The organism is Streptomyces sparsogenes subsp. cuspidosporus (genome assembly GCF_039532705.1).
In the GTDB taxonomy this organism is placed as follows: Bacteria; Actinomycetota; Actinomycetes; order Streptomycetales; family Streptomycetaceae; genus Streptomyces; species Streptomyces sparsogenes.
In genome coordinates this window covers 136924-158778 of the sequence record NZ_BAAASD010000005.1, presented here as the reverse complement: position 1 = coordinate 158778, position 21855 = coordinate 136924, and the positions used below count along the sequence as shown (strand labels likewise).

General features: G+C 74.2%; 19 protein-coding genes and 2 pseudogenes. 10 read left to right on the top strand and 11 right to left on the bottom strand.

Annotation, left to right across the window (positions count from 1 at the left end; genetic code table 11):
• The first annotated feature begins 32 nt into the window (after positions 1–32).
• A complete protein-coding gene (locus ABFY07_RS08620; RefSeq protein WP_346173878.1) occupies positions 33–2096 on the top strand; it encodes an ATP-binding cassette domain-containing protein in 2064 nt (687 codons plus the stop codon).
• On the opposite strand, the pseudogene ABFY07_RS08615 reads toward ABFY07_RS08620, so the two are convergent.
• Positions 2022–2480 (bottom strand): annotated as a pseudogene (locus ABFY07_RS08615) (response regulator transcription factor); the annotation flags it as partial. The gene ABFY07_RS08620 and the pseudogene ABFY07_RS08615 overlap by 75 nt on opposite strands.
• A 296-nt stretch (positions 2481–2776) precedes the next feature.
• Positions 2777–3388 (bottom strand): TetR family transcriptional regulator, encoded by a 612-nt coding sequence (locus ABFY07_RS08610; protein WP_346173877.1) that lies wholly within the window; start codon positions 3386–3388, stop codon positions 2777–2779.
• A 366-nt stretch (positions 3389–3754) separates the two neighbouring features.
• Here ABFY07_RS08610 and ABFY07_RS08605 point away from each other — a divergent pair, with 366 nt between their 5' ends.
• Genes ABFY07_RS08605 through ABFY07_RS08595 form a run of 3 tightly spaced genes read left to right on the top strand, consistent with a single transcriptional unit; the run spans position 3755 to position 7119 of the window.
• Positions 3755–5251: a glycosyltransferase family 4 protein gene (locus ABFY07_RS08605; protein ID WP_428836883.1), complete on the top strand. Its 1497-nt coding sequence runs from the start codon at positions 3755–3757 to the stop codon at positions 5249–5251.
• 39 nt (positions 5252–5290) lie between these two features.
• Positions 5291–6025, top strand: coding sequence for a class I SAM-dependent methyltransferase (locus ABFY07_RS08600; RefSeq protein WP_346173876.1), 735 nt, complete (start codon positions 5291–5293; stop codon positions 6023–6025).
• Positions 6025–7119, top strand: a complete 1095-nt coding sequence (locus ABFY07_RS08595) for a prenyltransferase/squalene oxidase repeat-containing protein (RefSeq protein WP_346173875.1) — start codon at positions 6025–6027, stop codon at positions 7117–7119. The genes ABFY07_RS08600 and ABFY07_RS08595 overlap by 1 nt, the downstream gene beginning before the upstream one ends.
• A gap of 15 nt (positions 7120–7134) precedes the next feature.
• Here ABFY07_RS08595 and ABFY07_RS08590 read toward each other — a convergent pair whose 3' ends face one another.
• The 5 genes from ABFY07_RS08590 to ABFY07_RS08570 form a co-directional block, all read right to left on the bottom strand.
• On the bottom strand, positions 7135–7428 hold the full coding sequence (locus tag ABFY07_RS08590; protein ID WP_065958786.1) for a hypothetical protein: 294 nt from the start codon (positions 7426–7428) through the stop codon (positions 7135–7137).
• 103 nt (positions 7429–7531) lie between these two features.
• Positions 7532–8542: an LLM class F420-dependent oxidoreductase gene (locus ABFY07_RS08585; protein WP_346173874.1), complete on the bottom strand. Its 1011-nt coding sequence runs from the start codon at positions 8540–8542 to the stop codon at positions 7532–7534.
• A 127-nt stretch (positions 8543–8669) separates the two neighbouring features.
• The gene (locus ABFY07_RS08580; RefSeq protein WP_346173873.1) at positions 8670–9491 is read right to left on the bottom strand and encodes a hypothetical protein; all 822 of its coding nucleotides are present in this window, start codon (positions 9489–9491) and stop codon (positions 8670–8672) included.
• Between the two features lie 165 nt (positions 9492–9656).
• Positions 9657–10565 (bottom strand): N-acetylmuramoyl-L-alanine amidase, encoded by a 909-nt coding sequence (locus tag ABFY07_RS08575; RefSeq protein WP_346173872.1) that lies wholly within the window; start codon positions 10563–10565, stop codon positions 9657–9659.
• A 17-nt stretch (positions 10566–10582) separates the two neighbouring features.
• The gene (locus ABFY07_RS08570) at positions 10583–11179 is read right to left on the bottom strand and encodes a class I SAM-dependent methyltransferase (protein ID WP_346174032.1); all 597 of its coding nucleotides are present in this window, start codon (positions 11177–11179) and stop codon (positions 10583–10585) included.
• A gap of 406 nt (positions 11180–11585) precedes the next feature.
• On the opposite strand from ABFY07_RS08570, the gene ABFY07_RS08565 reads away from it, so the two are divergent.
• Complete coding sequence (locus ABFY07_RS08565) at positions 11586–13082, top strand: MFS transporter (RefSeq protein WP_346173871.1); 1497 nt, start codon at positions 11586–11588, stop codon at positions 13080–13082.
• Between the two features lie 66 nt (positions 13083–13148).
• Positions 13149–13376 (top strand): annotated as a pseudogene (locus tag ABFY07_RS08560) (sigma factor); the annotation flags it as partial.
• A 259-nt stretch (positions 13377–13635) separates the two neighbouring features.
• On the opposite strand, the gene ABFY07_RS08555 reads toward ABFY07_RS08560, so the two are convergent.
• Positions 13636–14241, bottom strand: a complete 606-nt coding sequence (locus tag ABFY07_RS08555) for a response regulator transcription factor (protein ID WP_065958778.1) — start codon at positions 14239–14241, stop codon at positions 13636–13638.
• Positions 14238–15452, bottom strand: coding sequence for a sensor histidine kinase (locus ABFY07_RS08550; protein WP_346173870.1), 1215 nt, complete (start codon positions 15450–15452; stop codon positions 14238–14240). The genes ABFY07_RS08555 and ABFY07_RS08550 overlap by 4 nt, the downstream gene beginning before the upstream one ends.
• A 338-nt stretch (positions 15453–15790) precedes the next feature.
• On the opposite strand from ABFY07_RS08550, the gene ABFY07_RS08545 reads away from it, so the two are divergent.
• From ABFY07_RS08545 to ABFY07_RS08530, 4 genes are all read left to right on the top strand, one after another.
• The gene (locus tag ABFY07_RS08545) at positions 15791–16645 is read left to right on the top strand and encodes a MaoC/PaaZ C-terminal domain-containing protein (protein WP_346173869.1); all 855 of its coding nucleotides are present in this window, start codon (positions 15791–15793) and stop codon (positions 16643–16645) included.
• Between the two features lie 50 nt (positions 16646–16695).
• Positions 16696–17781, top strand: a complete 1086-nt coding sequence (locus ABFY07_RS08540; protein WP_346173868.1) for a Zn-dependent alcohol dehydrogenase — start codon at positions 16696–16698, stop codon at positions 17779–17781.
• An 80-nt stretch (positions 17782–17861) separates the two neighbouring features.
• The gene (locus ABFY07_RS08535) at positions 17862–18809 is read left to right on the top strand and encodes a 3-oxoacyl-ACP reductase (RefSeq protein ID WP_346173867.1); all 948 of its coding nucleotides are present in this window, start codon (positions 17862–17864) and stop codon (positions 18807–18809) included.
• 59 nt (positions 18810–18868) lie between these two features.
• Positions 18869–19585 (top strand): hypothetical protein, encoded by a 717-nt coding sequence (locus tag ABFY07_RS08530; protein ID WP_346173866.1) that lies wholly within the window; start codon positions 18869–18871, stop codon positions 19583–19585.
• 112 nt (positions 19586–19697) lie between these two features.
• Here the strand turns inward: ABFY07_RS08530 and ABFY07_RS08525 are convergent, their stop codons facing one another.
• Positions 19698–19868 (bottom strand): hypothetical protein, encoded by a 171-nt coding sequence (locus tag ABFY07_RS08525; protein ID WP_346173865.1) that lies wholly within the window; start codon positions 19866–19868, stop codon positions 19698–19700.
• 161 nt (positions 19869–20029) lie between these two features.
• Positions 20030–21670, bottom strand: a complete 1641-nt coding sequence (locus tag ABFY07_RS08520; RefSeq protein WP_346173864.1) for a hypothetical protein — start codon at positions 21668–21670, stop codon at positions 20030–20032.
• Positions 21671–21855 lie beyond the last annotated feature (185 nt).

The window sequence follows — 21855 nt, the reverse complement described above, 5'->3', positions numbered from 1 at the left end:
AGGGCATTCGCTTTCTGCGCGGGCGACGCCGTGTGCTGCTGTGCCTCGCCGTGTGGTCGGTGCTGGAGTCCGGGCAGACGTTCCTGGGCGGATACGCGCTGGCCCGGGCGCTGGACGACGGATTCCTGGCGGGGGAGCGCGGCACCGGGCTGGCCTGGCTGGGCCTCGCCGCGCTCGCGGTGGCCCTCGGCGCGTACGGCACCGGCCGCGTCTACCGCGCGATGGCCGACCTCGTCGAGCCCCTGCGCGACGCGCTCGTACGGCGCGTGGTGGCGCGGGCCGTCGGGGACGCGGGCAGCGGGGCCGGTGGCGATGGCGGTGGCGCGTACGGCACCGCCGGTGGCGGCGGGGGCGTGACGGCGGTGTCCCGGCTCACCCACCAGGTGGAGATCGCCCGCGACACCTTCGCGGGCCTGGTCATGGTCTCCCGCTCGTTCGTGTTCGTCGCGGCCGGCGCCCTGGTCGGACTCTTCTCGCTCGCCCCGGTCCTGCTGCTCGTCGTCCTCCCCCCGCTCCTCCTCGGACTGGCGCTGTTCCTGGCGACGCTGCGCCCGATGGCCCGCCGCCAGGAGGCGTTCCTGGAGGCCGACGAGCGCATCGCGGAAACGCTGGGCGCCGTTGCCTCCGGGTTGCGGGACATCACCGCGGCCGGGGCGGAGGAGCCGGTCGGGGCGGACGCGGCCGAGCGGATCGACGCCGAGTACCAGGCGGCACGCTCCCTGGCCCGCTGGGGCGTGGTCCGCGTGCTCGCCACCGGGCTCGGCGGCCGGCTGCCCGTCGTGCTGCTGCTGGTGTCCGCCCCGTGGCTGCTGGGGCGGGGGGTCACGACGGGCGCGCTGGTGGGCGCGCTGGCCTACCTCCAGCAGTCGCTGCTGCCCGCCCTCCAAAGCCTGATGCAGGCCCTCGGCACGGGCGGCTCGCGCCTCGCGGTCGTCGTACGCCGCCTCATCGGCCCCCCGACGCGGGACGCCGGGGCGGACGCGGGGGCGGACGCGGACGCGGGGGCTCCCGCTACGGCGGACCCGGCGCCGGGCGGGGCGGCGCCGGGGCATGCTCCGGCGCGCGGGACGGCGCCTCGCGCCGCGGCGGGGGGCGTTCCGCTCGCCGTCGAACTGCGCTCGGTCACCTTCGCGTACGGCGACCGGGCCGCGCCCGTCGTCGAGGGCCTGGACCTGGACGTCCCGGCGGGCGGGCATCTGGCCGTGGTCGGGCCGAGCGGGATCGGCAAGTCCACGCTGGCGGGGCTGATCGCGGGGCTGCTCGAGCCGCGTTCGGGCGAGATCCGGGTGTGCGGGGAGCCCGTACGGGGGCCGGGCTCCGCGTCGCAGGCCGGGACCCGGGCCGCCTCCCGGGTGCTGATCCCCCAGGAGGCGTACGTCTTCTCCGGCACGCTCGCCGACAACCTCCGCTATCTGTGCCCGGTGAGGGGTGGGGGGACGGGCGGGGGGACGGACGCGGGCCCGGCCCCGGTCCCCCCGGACGCCGAGCTGGCGGCGGCGGCCGAGGCCATGGGGCTCGACGCGCTGCTGGCCCGGGTCGGCGGGCCGTACGCCGAGGTCGACCCGGCCGCCCTGTCCGCCGGTGAGCGCCAGTTGATCGCGCTCACCCGCGCCTATCTCTCGCCCGCCCCCGTCGTGCTGCTCGACGAGGCCACCTGCCATCTCGACCCGGCTGCCGAGGCCCGCGCGGAGCGGGCCTTCGCGCGGCGCCCCGGCACCACGCTGATCGTGATCGCCCATCGCGTCAGCTCGGCGCGGCGCGCCGAGCGGGTGCTGGTCATGGACGGGCGGCACACGGTCTGCGGCCGTCACGCCGAGCTGTTGGAGAGTTCGGCGCTCTACCGCGATCTCGCGGGGAACTGGTCGGACGCCGGGCCCTCAGGCCCCGGACAGTCAGGCCCCGGACAGTCAGGCCCCGGACACTCGGACGCCGGGCCCTCAGACCCAGCCCTCGCCCTGCGAGATACGGATGGCGTCCACGCGGTTGCGCGCCCCGGTCTTACGGGTGATCGCGGCCATGTAGTTGCGTATGGTGCCGTTGGACAGATGCAGGCTGCGGGCGATCTCGGGGATCGAGGCGCCTTCGGCGGCGAGTGAGAGCACGCTCAGTTCACGCTCCGTCAGCGGCATCCGGGCCGCCTGGAGAAAGCCATAGCCCAATGAGTCGTCGATGAACCGCTCCTTGTTCGCGACGCGCCGGATGCCGTCCAGCAGCCGGGCCGGCGGGGCGTTCCGGTCGATGTAGCCGAGCGCCCGCGCCTCGTGGGCGCGGCGCAGCGGGCCCGGCCGCTCCGCGTCCGCCAGCACCAGCAGCTCGCACCGGCCGTCCTTGCCCGATATCTCGCTGGATATCCTCCCTAACTCCCCTCTTCTCGTGGCTCTCCCGGAGCCCGGACAGTCCGTGTCCACCACGCATACGTGCGGTCGTGTCGCGTGGACTCGGCCACGCGCGTCACACCATGATGTGGTCGTCACCTCCATGTCCGGTTCGGCTTCGATCAGTGCCGCCAACGCCGATCTCAACAAGCAGGAGTCGTGCACCAGAAGTACGCGGATCACGTACGGTCCCTCCAACCCGTGCGGTTCGCCCGGTCCCGGGCATCGTTGATGCCTACCGGGGTTGCCCCTGTCATGAACGCGCATATTGAGCCAACGGGGGGCGCACCGGCGCATGGAACAGCTCGTTTGCCCGTGTCCGCCCCGGCGCGCGCCTCCTGCGCCCCGGACGCGCTGCCCGGCCCCCGGCCCCCGACCCTCACCCCCGGCCGGCGCGGCGCTCACGGCCGGCGCGGCGCGGTGAGGTCGATGAGGCGGCAGACGGTCTCGATGTCGATCTTCACCTGGGCGATGGAGGCCCGCCCCGACAGCCAGGTGATGAGCGCCGAGTGCCAGGTGTGCTCGATGACGCGCACGGCGGAGAGCTGCTCCGGCGTCGGCGGCCCGTCCAGCCCCATCGCGTCGAGGATGATCGCGGTGGTGAGCCGGGAGACGGTGTCCACCTCTGGGCTCACCGAGCGGTCCGCGAAGGTCAGGGCCCGGACCATCGCGTCCGCGAGATGGGGCTCGCGCTGGAGCGCCCGGAAGGCGCGCATGAGGGTGTGGGCGACCCGGGCGGCCGGCTGCTCGTCGGTCGGCGGCTGCTTGCGCAGCGTCTCGTGCATGTGCTGGAGCTGGTCCTGCATGGTGGCCACCAGCAGATGGACCTTGGAGGGGAAGTAGCGGTAGAGCGTGCCGAGGGCCACGCCCGAGTTCTCGGCGACCTCGCGCATCTGCACCGCGTCGAAGCCGCCACGGCTGGCCAGCCGGGCGCTGGCGTGCAGGATCCGCCGGCGGCGCGCCTCCTGCCGCTCGGTCAGCTGCAGGGAGGCAGGCTTGGCTTCTGCGGTCATCTGTCTCACTTCGGTGCGGTACAAGTGTGATCCGCCGGCGGCCGGCCGACCGCGCGTGCCGGGGCGGAAAGCGCCGACGGGTCACTGAAACTCGTTCTAGGTTAGCGCGGCGGCCCGCCGTCCACACCGGCGTTTGCCCAGTTGGGACAGGTAAAGGTCTACTGGCGAGTATCGACGCGACCGCCCCCCGCTCCGCCCGAATGCCCCGACCTGCGGTCAAGTGGTACGGATCACCCGTCCCGGCGCCGGGGCCGGTGTGCTGACCAGGTATCTTCGAGACTTCTCGGGCGATCCGATAGTGAAACTTGTTCTAGAGAAACGCGAGCGGTTACGCTCCCGCAGAGCTGCACCTAGGAGGGGGCGCGAGTGACCGCTGAGGCCGCGCAGGAGACCGGGACCGGACCGCTTCCCGACACGCCTCCAGCCGCCGTCGAAGTCGAAGGGGATACCGGCGAGGTCACCGACGGGGATACCGGCGAGGTCGCCGAAGGGGATACGGGAAAGGTCACCGAAGGGGATACCGACCCGGGCGTCCGCGGGGATCCGGACCGACCGCTGCGGATCGCGCTGCTCACCTACAAGGGGAATCCTTTCTGCGGTGGCCAGGGCGTCTACGTACGCCACCTCTCCCGCGAACTCGCCCGGCTCGGCCACACCGTCGAGGTCATCGGCGCCCAGCCGTACCCGGTCCTCGACGAGCAGGAGGGGGTCACCCTCACCGAGCTGCCCAGCCTCGACCTCTACCGGCAGCCCGACCCCTTCCGCACGCCCCGCCGCGAGGAATACCGCGACTGGATCGACGCCCTGGAGGTCGCCACCATGTGGACCGGCGGCTTCCCCGAGCCGCTGACCTTCAGCCTGCGCGCCCGCCGCCATCTGGCCGCCCGCCGCGGCCAGTTCGACGTCGTCCACGACAACCAGACCCTCGGCTACGGCCTGCTGGGCCTGGACCGCGTCGGCTTCCCGCTGGTCACCACCATCCACCACCCCATCACCGTGGACCGGCGGCTGGAGTTGGACGCCGCGCCCGACTGGAAGCGCCGCGCCTCGCTGCGCCGCTGGTACGGCTTCACCCGGATGCAGAAGCGGGTGGCCCGCCGGCTGCCCTCCGTGCTCACCGTCTCCGGCTCCTCCCGCCGGGAGATCGTCGACCACCTCGGGGTGCGCCCGAGCCGGGTCCACGTCGTGCACATAGGCGCCGACACCCGGCTGTTCTCCCCCGACCCCGCCGTGCCCGAGGTGCCCGGCCGGATCGTCACCACCTCCAGCGCGGACGTCCCCCTCAAGGGGCTGGTCCACCTCGTGGAGGCGCTCGCGAAGGTCCGCACCGAGAACCCGGACGCCCACCTGGTCGTCGTCGGCAAGCGTCCCGGGACCGGGCCGGTGGCCGAGGCCATGGCCCGGTACGGGGTCGAGGGCGCCGTCGACTTCGTCAAGGGCATCAGCGACGCCGAACTCGTCGACCTGGTGCGCGGGGCGCAGATCGCCTGTGTGCCCTCCCTGTACGAGGGGTTCTCGCTCCCCGCCGCCGAGGCCATGGCCACCGGCACCCCGCTGGTCGCCACCACCGGCGGCGCGATCCCCGAGGTCGCCGGGCCCGACGGCGAGACCTGCCTGGCGGTGCCGCCCGGCGACCCGGGAGCGCTCGCCGCCGCGCTCACCCGGCTCCTGGGCGACGCGGAGCTGCGCCGGAAGCTGGGCGCGGCGGGCCGCGAGCGGGTCCTGGCGCGCTTCACCTGGGAGCGGGCCGCGATCGGCACGGTCGAGCGGTACCGGGAGGCCATCGCGGCCGGGGCCGGCCCCCTCCGGGCCCGGCCCGCCGCACGCGGCGCCGCCCGCGGTACCACCCGCCGCCCCGTCTGAAGCCCCGCCCCCAAGCCCCTGATCAGAAGGCAGATCACCGTGCTGACCGTCGATTTCTCCCGCTTCCCGCTCGCCCCCGGCGATCGCGTCCTCGACCTGGGCTGCGGCGCCGGCCGGCACGCCTTCGAGTGTTACCGGCGCGGCGCTCGGGTCGTCGCCCTGGACCGCAACGGCGAGGAGATCCGCGAAGTCGCCAAGTGGTTCGCCGCCATGAAGGAGGCCGGCGAGGCCCCCGCGGGCGCCACCGCCACCGCCATGGAGGGCGACGCGCTGGCCCTGCCCTTCCCCGACGACAGCTTCGACGTCGTCATCATCTCCGAGGTGATGGAGCACATCCCCGACGACAAGGGCGTGCTGGCCGAGATGGTGCGGGTGCTGCGGCCCGGCGGCCGGATCGCCGTCACCGTCCCCCGCTACGGGCCGGAGAAGGTCTGCTGGGCGCTGTCCGACGCGTACCACGAGGTCGAGGGCGGCCACATCCGCATCTACCGCGCCGACGAACTCCTGGCCAGGATGCGCGAGGCCGGGCTGCGCCCCTACGGCACCCACCACGCCCACGCGCTGCACAGCCCCTACTGGTGGCTCAAGTGCGCCTTCGGCGTGGACAACGACAAGGCCCTGCCCGTGCGCGCGTACCACAAGCTCCTGGTGTGGGACATCATGAAGAAGCCCCTGGCCACCCGGCTCGCCGAGCGGGCCCTGAACCCGCTCGTCGGCAAGAGCTTTGTGGCCTACGCGACCAAGCCGCACACCCCCGCCCAGGGGGAGGCGTGATGGCCTTCGGCCCCGGGCCCGGCCGCACCGAACGCCTCGTCCTGCCCGGCGTGCTGACGGCGGAAGAGGCCGCGCGGACCGTCGCGGGCATCGCCGCCGTCCAGCGCGACGACGGCGCCATCCCGTGGTTCCGCGGCCACCACCTCGACCCCTGGGACCACATCGAGGCCGCGATGGCCCTGGACGCGGCGGGCGAGCGGGAGCGCGCCGAGGCCGCGTACGACTGGCTGGCCCGCCACCAGAACCCCGACGGCTCCTGGTGCGCCGCCTACTCCGACACGGCCGCCGGGGTGGACACCGCGCACCCCGCCGACCCCGCCCGGGAGTCCAACTTCTGCGCGTACGTCGCCGTCGGCGCCTGGCACCACTACCTGTCCACCGGCGACGACGCCTTCCTGGACCGCGTGTGGCCGACCGTCTTCGCCGCCGTCGAGTTCGTCCTCGGTCTCCAGCAGCCCGGCGGGCAGATCGGCTGGCGGCGCGAGGCCGACGGCACCGCGGCCACCGAAGCGCTGCTCACCGGCTCCTCCTCGGTCTACCAGGCGCTGCGCTGCGCCCTGGCCATCGCGGAGCACCGGGAGGAGCCCCAGCCGGACTGGGAGCTGTCGGCCGGGCTGCTGGGGCACGCGATACGTCGCCACCCCGAGCGGTTCCTCAACAAGGACCACTACTCGATGGACTGGTACTACCCGATCCTCGGCGGGGCGCTCACCGGCGCCGCCGCCAAGGAGCGGGTCGAGGAGGGCTGGGACCGCTTCGTCGTCCCCGGCCTGGGCGTGCGCTGCCTGTCCACCAACCCCTGGATCACCGGCGGCGAGAGCTGCGAACTGGCGCTCGCGCTGTGGGTGATGGGGGAGTCGGACCGGGCGGTGGAGATACTGCGGTGGATCCAGCCCCCGCTGCGCGCGGAGGACGGGATGTACTGGACCGGGTACGTCTTCGAGGACGACGCCATCTGGCCCGAGGAGCGCACGACCTGGACCGCGGGCTCGCTGCTGCTGGCGGTGGCCGCGCTCGGCGGGGACGAGGCCACCACGGCGGTCTTCGGCGGGGAGCGGCTGCCGCGCGGGCTGGACTCGGACTGCTGCGGGTAGCCGCCCCGGCAGGTGCTATATGCGCCGGATGCGCGCGGCAAGCGCATGGCCGATGATCAGGTAGACGAGCGCGGGCAGACCGTAGTTCAGCACGGTCCGCAGCCAGTCGGTGTCCATGGTGAACAGGTCGTGCGACCAGCTCGCCAGCCACCGGGCGGCGTCGTGCACGAAGGACACCAGGTCGTTCGCGCGGTTGGCGTCGAGGAGCGAGAAGAGGATCCACAGCCCGAGGATGACCGCGGTCACGTCCGCCGCGATCGCCACCACCCGGGCCGCCTCATTGCTTCCGTAGCGATAACTTCGGGACATGCCAGGCGGGTTGCCCGCTCACCCGAAGCCAAACGCGGCGGAGTGAGCCAAACGCGGAGAAGCCGACCGCGGCCGCGCGAGCGAAGCCCAATCGAACGGCCCGTCAGGTGTTGAGCTCGGCCAGGACCCGCAGGGTGTGCGGGTCGGGGGCGGTCACCAGCAGGTCGGTCACCGGGCCCGCGCGCCACAGCTCCAGCCGCTCCGCGATCCGCTCGCGCGGCCCGACCAGCGAGATCTCGTCCGCGAAGGCGTCCGGGACCGCCTGGATGGCCTCCTCGCGGCGGCCCGCGAGGAACAGCTCCTGGATCCGCCGCGCCTCCGCCTCGTAGCCCATGCGCGCCATCAGGTCCGCGTGGAAGTTACGGGCCGCGTGGCCCATGCCGCCGATGTAGAAGCCGAGCATCGCCTTCACCGGCAGCAGCCCCTCGGCGACGTCCGCGCAGACCCGGGCCCGCGCCATGGGCGCGACCAGGAACCCCTCGGCCGCCTCGGCGAGCGCCGCCTCGTACAGCTCGGTGCGCCGCGGCGACCAGTACAGCGGCAGCCAGCCGTCGGCGATCCGCACGGTCTGCGCGATGTTCTTCGGGCCCTCGGCGCCCAGCAGCAGGGGCAGGTCGCCGCGGAGCGGGTGGACGATCGGCTTGAGCGGCTTGCCGAGCCCGGTGGCGTCCGGCCCGGCGTACGGGTGCGCGTGGAAGCGCCCGTCCAGCCGCACCGGGGCCTCCCGGCGCAGCACCTGCCGGATGACCTCCACGTACTCGCGGGTGGCGGTCAGCGGGCTCTTCGGGAACGGGCGCCCGTACCAGCCCTCGACGACCTGCGGGCCGGACAGGCCGAGGCCCAGCATCATCCGGCCGCCGGAGAGGTGGTCGAGGGTGAGGGCGTGCATCGCGGTCGCGGTGGGGGTGCGGGCGGCCATCTGCGCGACGGCCGTGCCCAGCTGGACGCGGGTGGTGTGGGCGGCGATCCAGGTGAGCGGGGTGAAGGCGTCCGACCCCCAGGACTCTGCCGTCCACACCGAGTGGTAGCCGAACCGCTCGGCCTGCCGGGCCAGTTCCAGATGGCGGGGGTCGGGGCCGCGGCCCCAGTAGCCGAGCGCCAGTCCGAGCCGCATGGCACCCCCTCCATCCCGTATGACGGCGCGTCAGGCCATCTGGACGCTCGGACTGTACGGGCCCGGTCCGGGAATGGCAACGGCCCCCCGCCCGGTAGACCGGTCGGGGGGCCGTCGCCCGGGAGGGTCAGCCGCGCTGGATCCCCGTGGTGTCCTGCAGCACGCCGCGGCGGCCGTCCTGCGTCTGGGCGACCAGCGCCTGACCGCGCTGCTCCACCGCGAGGTACCAGGTGCCGGGGGCCAGCTCGGCGATGGTCGACGACGAGCCGTCCTCCGCGTACAGGGGGCGGGCCACCGGCACCGCGAACCAGAACGGGGCGAAGTCCGAGCCGCCCGACGCCGGGGGCGGGGTCGGCTGGCTCTGGCCCGGCTGGGCGCCGAACGGCTGGGCCGGCTGGCCCGGCTGCGCGCCGAACGGGGCGGGGCCGGGCTGCGCGGCACCCGGGCCCGGGTAGCCGTAGCCGGGCTGCGGGGCGGGGGCGCCGTACGGGGACGGGGCCGGGCCGGCCGCGTTCATCAGCGGGGCCTTCAGGGCCGGGACCCGCTGGGTGAGCAGGGCGCCGGCGGCCAGCGCCAGGGTGGCGATCAGACCGAGGATCTGGCCGACGCCCGAGTCGAGTCCCTTGGGGCCGCCGATGATCGTCCACAGCGAGGTCCACGCCGCGAACACCGCGAGGGCCGTGCCCCACTGGTCGAGCGAGAGCCCGAACAGGTTGCGGCCCTGGGGCTGGAAGCGCGCGGAGACGATGAGGACGGCGGCGATCACACCGGCCAGGAAGATCGACGGCAGCACCGGGAAGATCTCGGACTCCCAGGCGTTGGTGCCGGTGTCGCCGCAGTAGGGGCCACTGCAGTCGACCTTGTAGAAGTCGAGGAACGAGGCGATGAACAGCAACACCGCTGCTCCGATCACCACGCCGTCGCCTCGAGTGAGGGAGCGGATGTTCAACGTAGAAGTCCTTTGTCGGTTTCGTCTTTACGGGACGGCAGTCGCCGGGCGCGTGGCGCGAAGGCGTCGGGGGTGGTGCCCCATCGTACGGGTGAATCTATCGCCGGTGAGCAGGGGTGCCCGATCGGTGTCCCGGTCGTGACCTGCCGTTCGGGAGTTGTTGCGCTATCCGTTCAAGAAGTCCGTAATGCCCTGGGTGATCCCCCGGGCGGCGCGCTCCCGCCACGCCGCGTCGGTCAGTTGTGCCGCGTCCTTCGGGTCACGCATGTTGCCGCACTCGATGAACACCTTCGGAACGGAGGAGAGGTTGAGTCCGCCCAGGTCGTCGCGCACCTTCAGACCGGTGCCGTCGCCCATGTAGTTGGCGGGCTCGCTGCCGGTCGCCGCGCCGAACTCCCTCACCAGCCGCTCGCCGAGACGGCGGGAAGGCCCGGTGATCCCCGAGGTGTCGGCCCCGCCCCCGCGCACGGAGGCCGGCAGGATCACATGGAAACCGCGCTGCCCGGCGGCCGCCCCGTCCGCGTGGACCGAGACGGCGGCGTCGGCGTGCGCCTCGTTGCCGATCTCCGCCCGCTCGTCCACGCAGGGCCCGTACGCCCGGTCGCCGTCCTGGGTGAGGACGACCTTCGCGCCCCGGGCCTGGAGCAGGGCGCGCACGCGGCGCGAGACGTCCAGGGTGAAGGACGCCTCGGCATAGCCGGAGTTGGTGGCCGTGCCCGTGGTGTCGCACTCCTTCGTCGCCGTGCCGATGTCGACGCTGCGGGCGATCCGGGAGGGGTGGTCGCGGTTGGTCGGATTGTGGCCGGGATCGATGACCACGACCTTGCCGGCGAGCGGCCGGGCGGCGTCGTGCTTCGGACGTTTCGTCGCCGTGCCCGGCGGCCCGCCGCTGTGGGGCGGGGCGATCGAGGTGCTGTCGGCGGTCGGCCGGGAGCCGGCGTCGCCGTTCTTGGGGTCGCCCATGGAATCCCAGATCAGCCACCCGGCGAGACAGGCGGGCACCAGCGCGGTCAGCACCACCGCGAGGGTGCCGCCACGGCGGCCGGGGCTGGGGGGAAAGCTTCCGTTCGACACTCGGGCGATGGTAGCGGTCAGCCGGACGCGGCTCCGTCCGTGCGGCGCAGCACGCGCAGCGAGCCGGTCGCGGAGACCTCCGTGAAGGCGCCCGAGGTGAGGGCGCGGCGGTAGACCCGGTACGGGGCCTGGCCGCCGTCGGCCGGGTCGGGGAACACGTCGTGGATCACCAGCAGCCCGCCGGGGGCCAGGTGCGGGGCCCAGCCCTCGTAGTCCGCGCTCGCGTGCTCGTCGGTGTGGCCGCCGTCGATGAACACCAGCCCGACCTGCTTGCCCCACACGCCCGCGACCTGCGGGGACCGGCCGACGACGGCGATCACGTGGTCCTCGAGACCCGCGGCGTGGAGGGTGCGGCGGAAGGTCGGCAGGGTGTCCATCCGGCCGACCTCCGGGTCGACGACCTCCGGGTCGTGGTACTCCCAGCCGGGCTGCTGCTCCTCGGAGCCGCGGTGGTGGTCGACGGTGACCGCGACCGTGCCCGCCGCGCGGGCGGCGGCGGCCAGCAGGATCGTGGAGCGGCCGCAGTACGTGCCGACCTCCAGGAGCGGCAGCCGCAGCGCGGCGGCCGCGTCCGCCGCGGCGGCGTACAGGGCGAGGCCCTCGTCCACGGGCATGAAGCCCTTCGCGGCCTCGAACGCGGCCAGCGTGCGGGCGTCGGGCGTACGGGCGTCCGAGGTCTCGGTGGGAGCGCCGGCGGGGGCGGAGGCAGCAGGCTGGGTCACCTGGCCATCGTGCCGTACGGCGCGGCGGCGGGGCAGCGGGGGTGGCGGAATCGGGTGGCGGTACCGGGCGGTGGTGCGCGGAGCCGGGCTCGGCCTTGGCCCATGGGCCGGCCCCCGGCGTCACCGCCATGATCAGTCCCTCCGGCGCTTCACCCGGCGCCCCCGGCGTAGCGCGAGCGCGCGCCCCGGCTTGCGCACATGCGTGTGCGCCTCCTACGCGAGCCCTACGCCCAACGCCCCCCTTAGGTACGACAAAAATACGATGCACCTCGCCTCGCTCGGTGCCAGCATCACGGCCATGTCCGCCCACACCCCCTCCGCCACGGGCCACTCATCCGCCGCCCCCCGCGTCACCCCACCGGCCTGGGCGGTGATGCTGGTGGCGTGCGCGGGACAGTTCCTTGTGGTCCTGGACGTCTCGGTGGTCAATGTCGCGCTGCCGTCCATGCGTACGGACCTGGGGCTCGGCGAGACCGCGCTGCAGTGGGTGGTCAACGCCTACGCGCTCACCTTCGCCGGGTTCCTGCTGCTCGGCGGGCGGGCCGCCGACCTCTTCGGCCGCAAGCGGGCCTTCCTCGTGGGCCTCGGCCTGTTCACCGCGGCCAGCCTCGCGGGCGGGCTCGCCCAGCAGCCCTGGCAGCTGATCGCCGCCCGCGCCGCCCAGGGCCTGGGCGCGGCCGTGCTCTCCCCGGCCACCCTCACCATCCTCACCACCTCCTTCCCGGGCGGCGCGGCGCGCACCCGGGCGATCGGCACCTGGACGGCGGTCGGCGCGGGCGGCGGCGCCGCGGGCGGGCTGGTCGGGGGGCTGCTCACCGACTACCTCTCCTGGCGCTGGGTGCTGCTGGTCAACGTGCCCGTGGGCGCGCTGGTCCTGGTCGCCGCGGGCTGGTGGCTGGTGGAGAGCCGGGCGGCGGCCGGCCGCCGGCTGGACGTACCGGGGGCGGTCCTCGTCACGACGGGGGTCGCCTCTCTCGCGTACGGCATCGTGGGGACCGAGCAGCACGGCTGGGGCGCCGCCGCCTCGCTCGTACCGCTGCTCGGCGGGTGCGCGCTGCTCGTCGCCTTCGTCGCCGTGGAGGCGCGCACCCGGGAGCCGCTCATGCCGCTCGGCCTGTTCCGCGTCAGGGCGGTCTCGGCGGCCAACGCGGTGATGCTGGTGTGCGGCGGCGGCATGTTCGCCATGTGGTACTTCATGTCCCTCTACCTGCAGAACGTGCTGCACTTCAGCCCCGTCCGGGCCGGGCTGGCCTTCCTCCCGCACACCCTGTCCATCATCCTCGGCTCCAAGCTCGCGCCCCGGCTGATGGGCGTGGTCAGCGGCAAGACGCTGGCGATGGCCGGCGGGACCATGGCCGTCGTCGGCTACGCCTGGCAGAGCCGGATGGACGCCGACGGCACCTTCCTCGGCACCGTCCTGGGCCCCGCGATCGTCATGTCGCTCGGCTCCGGCCTGATGATGACCCCGCTGGCCACCGCCGCCACCTCGCGCGCCGCGCCGTCCGAGGCCGGACTGGTGGCGGGCCTGGTCAACACCAGCCGCCAGATCGGCGGCGCGCTCGGCCTGGCGGTCCTGACCGCGGTCGCCGCCGACCGCATCTCGGCGACGGCGACGGCTGCCACGACCGCGACCGGAGCCGGGGGCGGTGCCGGGGACGGCAGCGGCGGCATCGGCGACGGACCGGGGCCGGTGGCGCTGGCGGCCGGGTACGGCCACGCCTTCACCGTGGCCTCGTGCATCATCGCGGCCGCCGTGGTGCTGATGGCCGTGGCCCTCCCGCGCCGCCGCCCCTGAGAATTGCTCCGCGGCCGGGCAACGGTTCGCCGCCTCCGTGGACTCCGTAAGGCGAAGGAGGTGCCCATGGGGGACACGACGGCGGACCGGGACGAGGAGTTCCGGGAGTTCGTCGCCGCGCGCTGGCCTCGGCTGCTGCGCACGGCGTATCTGCTGTGCGGCGAGCAGCACACGGCCGAGGACCTGGTCCAGTCGGCCCTGGTCCGGGTCTATGTCGCATGGCGGCGGGTCCGCGCCGCGGACGAGCCGGACGCCTCTGTGCGTCGCGTGCTGGTCAACGAGCACGCGCGGCGCCACCGCAGAAAGCTCAAGGAGCTGCTGACCCTCTCCCAGGACCACACCGACGGCTCGCAGACGACCGACCGGGACCGGATCTCCCTGGCCGACGACCGGGAGATGCTGCGCCGCCACGGGGAAGCGGACGCGGCTCGGGCCCGCCATGCGGCCGGAGGACGTGATCGGGTCGAAAGCGCGGGAGAAGGCGAAGACGCCCGGGAGGTGACGTCGGGCGGGCGGCCCACGGCGGGCTTCGGCGGCCATCCGGAGCCCGCTCTCACAGCCAGCCGTTCTGGCGCGCCGCCCGCACCGCCTCCATGCGGTTGCGGGTCTGCGTCTTGCCGATGGCCGAGGAGAGGTAGTTGCGGACGGTGGCGGGGGAGAGGTGGACCTTGGCGGCGATGTCGGCGACGGTCGCCCCGTCCACCGCCGCCGACAGCACATCCCGTTCGCGTGGCGTCAGCGGGTTGGGGCCCGCGCTCAGGGCCGCGGCGGCCAGGCCCGGGTCGATGACCCGCTCGCCCGCGAGCACCCGGCGGACCGCGACGGCCAGCTCCTCGACCGGGCCGTCCTTGACCAGGAAGCCCGCGGCCCCCGCCTCCATCGCCCGGCGCAGATAGCCGGGGCGGCCGAAGGTGGTGAGGATCAGCACCTGACATGCCGGGAGCGCCTCGCGCAGCGCGGCGGCGGCGTCCAGGCCGCTGCGGCCCGGGAGTTCGATGTCGAGGAGGGCGACGTCAGGACGTGTCTCCAGGGCGCGGGGCACGATCTCGTCGCCCGCGCCCACCTGCGCGACGATCTCGAAATCCGGCTCCAGGCCGAGCAGCAGGGCCAGCGCGCCCCGCATCATGCCCTGGTCCTCGGCCAGCAGTAGCCTGATCACGCGGTCCGGACCTCCTTGGCGTCCATCGGACCCCCTTTCCTGTCCTGCCCGTTGGCACCGTCGCCGTCCACCGGCAGCGCGGCCACGAGCCGGAAGCCGCGGCGCCCGGCCGGGCCCGCCTCCAGCGAGCCGCCCGCCGAGGCCAGCCGCTCGGCCAGGCCCTTGAGGCCCGTGCCTCCCCGTCCACCAGGGGCGGCTTCACCGGCGGAACGGGAGCCTACGCCGTTCCCGTCGTCGACGATCTCCAGGCGCACCCGACCGGCCTCCTGATGGACCTCGATCTCGCACCGGCGCGCCCCGCTGTGCCGCACCACATTGGTGACGCCCTCGCGGACCACCCAGCCCAGCAGCGCCTCGGCCTGCGGGGGCAGCGGCGGACCGGACCGGCGGACGACGGAGTCGACGCCGGAGGCGTCCAGCAGGGAGCGGGCGCGGTCCAGCTCGGTCGCCAGGCTGCCCTCGCGGTAGCCGGTGACGGCCTCCCGGATCTCGGTGAGTGCCTGCCGGCCGACGGCCTCGATGTCGGCGGCCTGGCCCAGCGCGGCGTCCAGGTCGCGCGGCGCGAGCCGGCGTACGGCCTCCGCCTTGACCACCACCACGGACATGGTGTGGCCCAGCAGGTCGTGCAGGTCGCGGGAGAAGCGCAGCCGCTCCTTCTCGACGGCGCTGCGGGCCAGCTCCTGGCGGGTCGCGCGGAGTTCGGCGACGGTGTCGAAGAGCGACAGGATGGCCGCCGTGACCAGACCGGACAACATCGTCCCGTAGGCGACGGTCATCGCCTCGTCCCCGCCGCCGCGCCAGCCGGAGACGATCCCGGCGGAGGCCGAGTACAGCAGGATCAGCGGCCCCAGCGGGCGGCCCCGCAGCACGATGCCGGTGGCCAGCGACAGCAGCGGGAAGCAGAGCAGCCAGTTGTCCGCGTAGCCGATGGCCAGCGCGTAGCCGACGAGGGCCAGCCCGGCGAGCGAGCCGACGCACAGCGGGGTGTGGCGGCGCCGTCTGTCGAGGCCGGTGAAGACCGTGGCGGCGTACAGCGCGCAGAAGGCGGCCAGCCCCGCGGCGCCGAGCCACGGCAGGGGGATCTCGCCCTGCAAGAGGTCCCTGACGCCCCCCGTGAGCATGAACAACCAGGGCAGGAAGGCGGCCGGCCCGGGCGGTCTGCGGCGGGCGATGCGCGAGGTCGCGGAGTCGTCGGCGGTTCTGGCAGGCATGGTCCGAGGTTACGGAAGCCATCGGTGAGCTGGGCAGATCCGGTTGTCAGAGCGTGGTCCGTGACATTTGTCCCGGCTGGGCGCGGGGCCGGGGGCGCAAGGGATCCGCCGAAACCTGACGAGCCGTCAGCAGTCTTCCCAGTGCCGGGGGATTGGGCTATACATGGGCCATCGGCTAGAACACGTTCCTGTGTCGATACGCGGCTCCGCCGCGCGGGCCGCCCAACGCGCCCGCACACCGGAAACAGAGCGGCCGACCAGTTACGACCCCGGCGCGGCCGACGGTGCGGACGGGCGGGCCGGGGTCTTCCACAGCGTGGCGAGGAGTGCTCTCAGCGATGCCCATCGATGCCGCCAAGGCCGTCTCGGCCGAACCCCGGACGACGGCCCTCACCTGGGGCCACAAGGACATCCAGCTCTACCACCTCGGCGTGGGCGCGGGCATCCCCGCCACCGACCCCGACGAGCTCCGCTACACCCTCGAGAGCAGGCTGCACGTCCTCCCCAGCTTCGCCACGGTCGCCGGCGGCGGCATGGCGCTGGCCGGCGGCCTCAGCGCCCCCGGCGTGGACGTCGACCTCGCCGCCGTCCTGCACGGCGGCCAGACCATCGAGCTGCACCGGCCCATCCCGCTCGCCGGGGACGCCACCCAGACCTCCAAGGTCGCCGCCGTCTACGACAAGGGCAAGGCCGCGGTCATCGTGCTGCGCAGCGAGGTCGCCGACGCGGACGGCCCGCTGTGGACCTGCGACACCCGGATCTTCGTCCGCGGAGAGGGCGGATTCGGCGGCGAACGCGGGCCCGCCGACCGCGTCGAACCCCCCGCGCGCGAGCCCGACCTGACCGTGGAGCGGCCGATCCGCGAGGACCAGGCGCTGCTCTACCGCCTCTCCGGGGACTGGAACCCGCTGCACGCCGACCCCGAGTTCGCCAAGGTCGCGGGCTTCGACCGGCCGATCCTGCACGGTCTGTGCTCCTACGGGATCGCGCTCAAGGCCGTCGTGGACACCGCCTTGGGCGGCGACGTGGCCGGCGTCCGCTCGTACACCACGCGGTTCGCCGGGGTGGTCTTCCCCGGCGAGACGCTGCGCATCCGGATGTGGCGGGAGCCCGGCCAGGTGCGGCTGCTGGCCACGGCCGTCGAACGGGACGACGCGCCGGTCCTGACCGACACGGCGGTCGTGCACCACTGAGGAACCCGAAGAACCCCACCTCGCACCTCCCACGGACGAGAGGAGCCGCTGTGCGCGCAGCCGTACTGCACGAGATAGGGCAGGACAAGCTCGAGGTCGTCGACGACATGGAGGCGGTGGGCTTCGGACCGGGCAAGGTCAGGCTGCGCGTCAAGGCCACCGGGCTGTGCCACTCCGACCTGTCCGCCATGAGCGGCGTACTGCCCCAGCCCGGGCCCTTCGTCCCCGGCCACGAGGGCGCGGGCGAGATCGTCGAGGTGGGGGAGGGCGTGACCGGACTGAGCCCGGGCGACCGGGCGCTGGTGTGCTGGCTGCCCGCCTGCGGCTCGTGTCCGGCCTGCGAGCGCGGCCAGACCCACCTGTGCCTGACCGGCTTCATGAACGCCGGCACCCCCAACTTCAAGCGCCCGGGCGCCACCCCCCAGGACATCTTCGGCTTCGCCGGGACCGGCACCTTCGCCGAGGAGGTCGTGCTGCCCGCGCAGTGCGCCGTGCCGATCCCGGACGACGTCCCGTACGAGATCGCGGCCCTCATCGGCTGCGGGGTGACCACGGGCCTCGGCGCCGCCCTCAACACGGCCGAGGTCGAGGCGGGCTCCTCGGTCGCGGTCATCGGCTGCGGCGGCGTGGGCATCAGCGCCATCCAGGGCGTCCGGGCGGTGGGCGCCGCGCAGATCGTCGCCGTCGACCCCGTCGAGTCGCGGCGCGAGGCGGCGCTCCGCTTCGGCGCCACCGAATCCGTCGCGCCCGAGGGCCTGGCCGACGCCAAGAACCGCGTCACGGCGGGCGAGGGCTTCGACTACGTCTTCGAGGTCGTCGGCAGGTCCGCCACCGCCCGCACGGCCTACGAGGCGACGCGGCGCGGCGGCACGCTGTGCGTGGTCGGGGCGGGGGCGCTGGACGACTTCCTCCAGCTCAGCATGTTCGAGCTGTTCTTCGACGAGAAGCGGATCCTGCCCTCGCTGTACGGCGGCGGGGACGTGCTCCGCTCGTACCGCCGGGCCGTGGCGCTGTGGCGGGCGGGCCGGATCGACCTCGAAGGGCTCATCACCCACCGCGTACGGCTCACCGAGATCAACGACGCGCTGGACCAGATGCGCACGGGAGAGGCGCTGCGCACCTGCGTCGAGGTCTGACGCCGCCCCGCGCCTCGCGCGCCGCCTGCACGACCTGGCAGCCGACCCTGGAGACCGACCCGGACCCGGGAGGACGTTCCATGCCCAACACGCCACTGGCGGGGAAGACCGCCATCGTCACCGGGGCCGGGCGCGGCCTCGGCCGCGCCGAGGCGCTGGAGCTGGCGCGCCTGGGCGCCCGCGTCGTCGTCAACGACTTCGGCCGCCCCGGGCGCGACGGCTCGGGCGAGGCGTCCGCCGCCCCCGCCGAGGCGGTGGCGGCGGAGATCCGGGCGGCCGGCGGAGACGCCACCGCCCACGTCGGGGACGTGGCCGACTTCGACCAGGCGGCCGAGCTGGTGCGGCTCGCGGTCGACACGTACGGCGCGCTCGACATCCTGGTCAACAACGCGGGCATCCTGCGCGACCGGATGGTCTTCTCGATGAGCGAGGACGAGTGGGACTCCGTCATCCGCGTCCACCTCAAAGGCCACTTCAACACCACCCGCTTCGCCGCCGCCCACTGGCGCGAGCGGTCCAAGGCGGCGGACGGCGGCCCCGTCCACGGCCGGATCGTGAACACCTCCTCCGAGGCCTTCCTCGCCGGCTCCCCGGGCCAGCCGAACTACGCGGCGGCCAAGGGCGGCATCGTCGGGCTCACCACCTCCACGGCGGCCGCGCTCGCCAAGTACGGCGTCACGGCCAACGTCATCTGCCCGCGCGCCCGCACCCGCATGACCGAGGACGTCTTCGCCGCCCTCGAACCCCCCGAGGACGGCACCCTCGACGCACTCGCCCCCGAACACGTCGCCCCCCTCGTCGGCTACCTGGCGGCGCCGGAGGCGGCGGGGGTGACCGGGCAGGTCTTCGTCGTCCACGGCGGCATGGTCGCCGTGCTGGAGCGGCCGAAGGTGGCGGTCAAGGTGGACACGGCCAAGGACGTCTTCACCTTCGAGGAGCTGGACGCGGCCCTGACGCCCTACTTCGCCGGCCGCCCCCGCGCGGAGACCTTCGCGGCGGTGGAGGTGCTGGGGCTCAAGCGCGGGTAGGACGGCTGCGCTGACCCCCTCGCTATGATGCGGCTTCTGCCACGGCCTGAGGGGGACACATGTCGACTCGCACGCTGACCGCGCTCGCTATCGGCTCACTTCTCCTGGTCGCGGGATGTTCGGGCGGCGGCGGTGACGACAAGAGCGGCGGTGACGACAAGAGCGGCGGTGGCGCCAAGGGCGCCGGCGACACGCCGTCCAACAGCGCCGGGCCGTCGTCGACCGCCTCGCAGCCCAGGTACACCAAGTTCGCCGACTTCCCGGGCAAGGACTTCGTGACGACCGAACCGGGGATGCCCCTCGGCCTGCGGGTGAAGCCGGTGGACACCAGCTGGACGCCCGAGCTGGCAGGCAAGTCGGCCGAGCCCGGGAAGCACTATGTCGCCGTCTACGTCGCCGTGACCGGGGAACTGCCCGACCGTGCGGTGGAAGAGGCCGAGATCAAATACCTTCGGCTGAAGTACAAGTCGACGGAGCATCCGTGCGAGATCGGGGAGAGCGGCTACTGCTTCGCCGAGGCGTACCCCAGCAGCGAGCTCGTGGACCTCGATGACGTCCAGCAGGACACGGGCGGCGACTGGCGCACCTACAGCTGGAGCGAATCCCTCCTGGGGAGCACCGTCGAGCAGGGCGCGACCAAGGTCGGCGTGGTCGGGTTCAGCCTGTCGGACACGGAGAAGGCCACGTCGTTCGAGCTGTGCGGTCCCACGAAGAAGGTCGAGGTGGACACCGACGAGTTCCCCTGCGTCCCGGTCAAGGCGCCGAGCCGGACCTAGTCTTTCGGACCAGCGGCCCAGGGGCCTTCGGATCAGCGGGCGGACCACGTCCGACGTGGGCCGGGACCCCGGCGGGGTCCCGGCCCCGTGGCGGGCCAGGTCAGCCGGCTTGTCAGGACGCCGCCGTCTCGCCGGGGCGGCGGTGACGGCCGTGGGGCGGGGTCTGGGCGTCTTCGGACGCGGCCGGGCCCCGGTGCTTGCCGTGGACGGTGTCGTCGGCCCCCGCGGCGGCGGCCGCCTCCTGCGGACGCGACTCGGTCGTGTTCGTGCGGGCTTGGGACATCTGGGAAGTCACCCCGTCAGATCGCTGCGTACGGTGCACGGGAGGCCGATCAGGAAGTCAACTCGCCACGACGTCACGACGAGGGTCAAGAGACGTCAACACGTGTCACCGGACGCCCCGCGGGTGAACGGAACGCGGCTGCCGTGGCCCCCCGCAGGAGTCTAACCAGAGCGTCGATCTCGGACCCAACGGGGTGGACGGGGCGGGCGGGGCTCATGGGACGGATGGGACGGACGGAGCTGGTCGCGGCGGGCGAGCGGGGCCTGCTGGAGTGGTACGGGCCGCGCGGCGACACCAGGCACGGGAGCGAGGTCGAGCGCGGGGCCGGGCAGGAGCTGGGGTCTGAGCCGGTGGGCGGGCAAGCGCTCGGGCAGGCGTGCAGGCCCCTGTTCGGGCTCCCGGCCGGCGATGCCCCCCTGCTCGCCCGCGAGCCCCTCCTCCCGCACCCGTACGGGCGCCCGCTGCTGCAGCGGTGGCTGCTCCCGCTCCCGCTGCTGGACGCGCTCCCTCCCCCGCTCGGCACCGGCCGGCGGTCCGGAGCCCGGTCCGCCGTCGCGCCGGGGTTCCTGCCCGGCCTCGGGGCCGGGCTCCGCCTCCGGGCCGGTCTCCTGCGCGACCCCGGCCCAGGACCCCGTCCCGGCCCACGGCTCCACCCCGGTCTCGCCCCCGGGGGCCGCCGCCCCCGCCCGGACCCGGGTCCACGCGGCCACCGCCACCCCGGCCGCGAGCGACGGCGACGCGATCCGCGCCACCCGGGGCGGCTCCGGTGGCTCGGGCATCCGCAGCCGCGCCAGCCCGCACGGCACCTGCCCCGTCGCGTACGGCAGCCGCAGCTCGCCGTCGCGGGACCACAGGCCCGCGCCGGCCAGCCAGCCCTCCGGCGCCGGGAGCTGCCGCAACCGCCGCTCGGACGGCCGCCACAGGCCCACCCACGGCCGTCCGACCGGGCCGTCCATGCGGAAGGCCACCGCGCACGCCTCCGGCGTCAGCACCTGCCCCGGCTGCACCGCGAAGGGCGTGGCCTCGGCCTGCGCGGGCCGCAGACAGTCGGGGAACCTGACGGGCCGGGCGCTGCCCAGCACCCCCCACCCCAGCCGCTCGTCCCCGGGCGCGTCGGACCGCACGAGCAGCAGCCCGCTGTCCGGGTCGGCCAGCAGCAGCCGGTCGTCGCTGTCGTCGGTGATCTGCAGCAGCGGGCTGGTCTCGCCGCCGCGGCGCAGATCGACGACCACGGTCTTGGTGCGGCCGTCGAGCCGCCGGTCGAGGGCGAGCAGCCGCCCCGTATGGTCCAGCCAGATGCCGCCCGTGCAGTGGCCGGGCACCTCGGCCAGGTGCTGCGGCCCGAAGCCGCCGCCGTGCACCAGCCACACCGAGGTCGACCGCTCGCCACGGCCCAGCGCGAAGACGGAGGAGCCGCCGGGCGCGGGGGGCAGCAGCGACAGCTCGGCGCACTCGACGGCCCCGAGCGGCCGCTCACCGGTGCCGGGGCCGGCCGGGTAGAGCAGGGACAGGGTGTGGCGGCCGGCCACCCGGCGGCGGATCAGCACCTGCCCGTCGGCGAGGGGCAGCACCTCGCTGTCCGGCTCCTCGGGCTGGGCGGCGGGCAGCGGCACCGCGTACGGCTCGGGCCCGTCGAGCGTCCACCGCTCCGGGAACCAGCACCCGGCCTCGCCGCTGAGCGCGAGCCGGGCACCGTACGACCCGTCCGCGGCGATCGTGAACGCCGCTCGGCGCCGCTGGGCGGCGCCCAGGGCACCGGTGGGGCCTGCGGCGAGCGCGGCATCGAAGGCACAGGCTGTCATCGTTGAGTCACCTCCGACCACTCAACGTAGTTTTCGCACTCCCTGCCGAACACCGAAATCGGCTCGCTTCACACGTAAGTGTGTCTGCCGCCCGATTCGCCGGAGAAGTCCGGCCGGGCTGTGCTGGGTGCCGAACCAGCCCCGGCCGTCGCGCTGAGTGAAGGCAGGGGCAAGGCTTGCGGGGG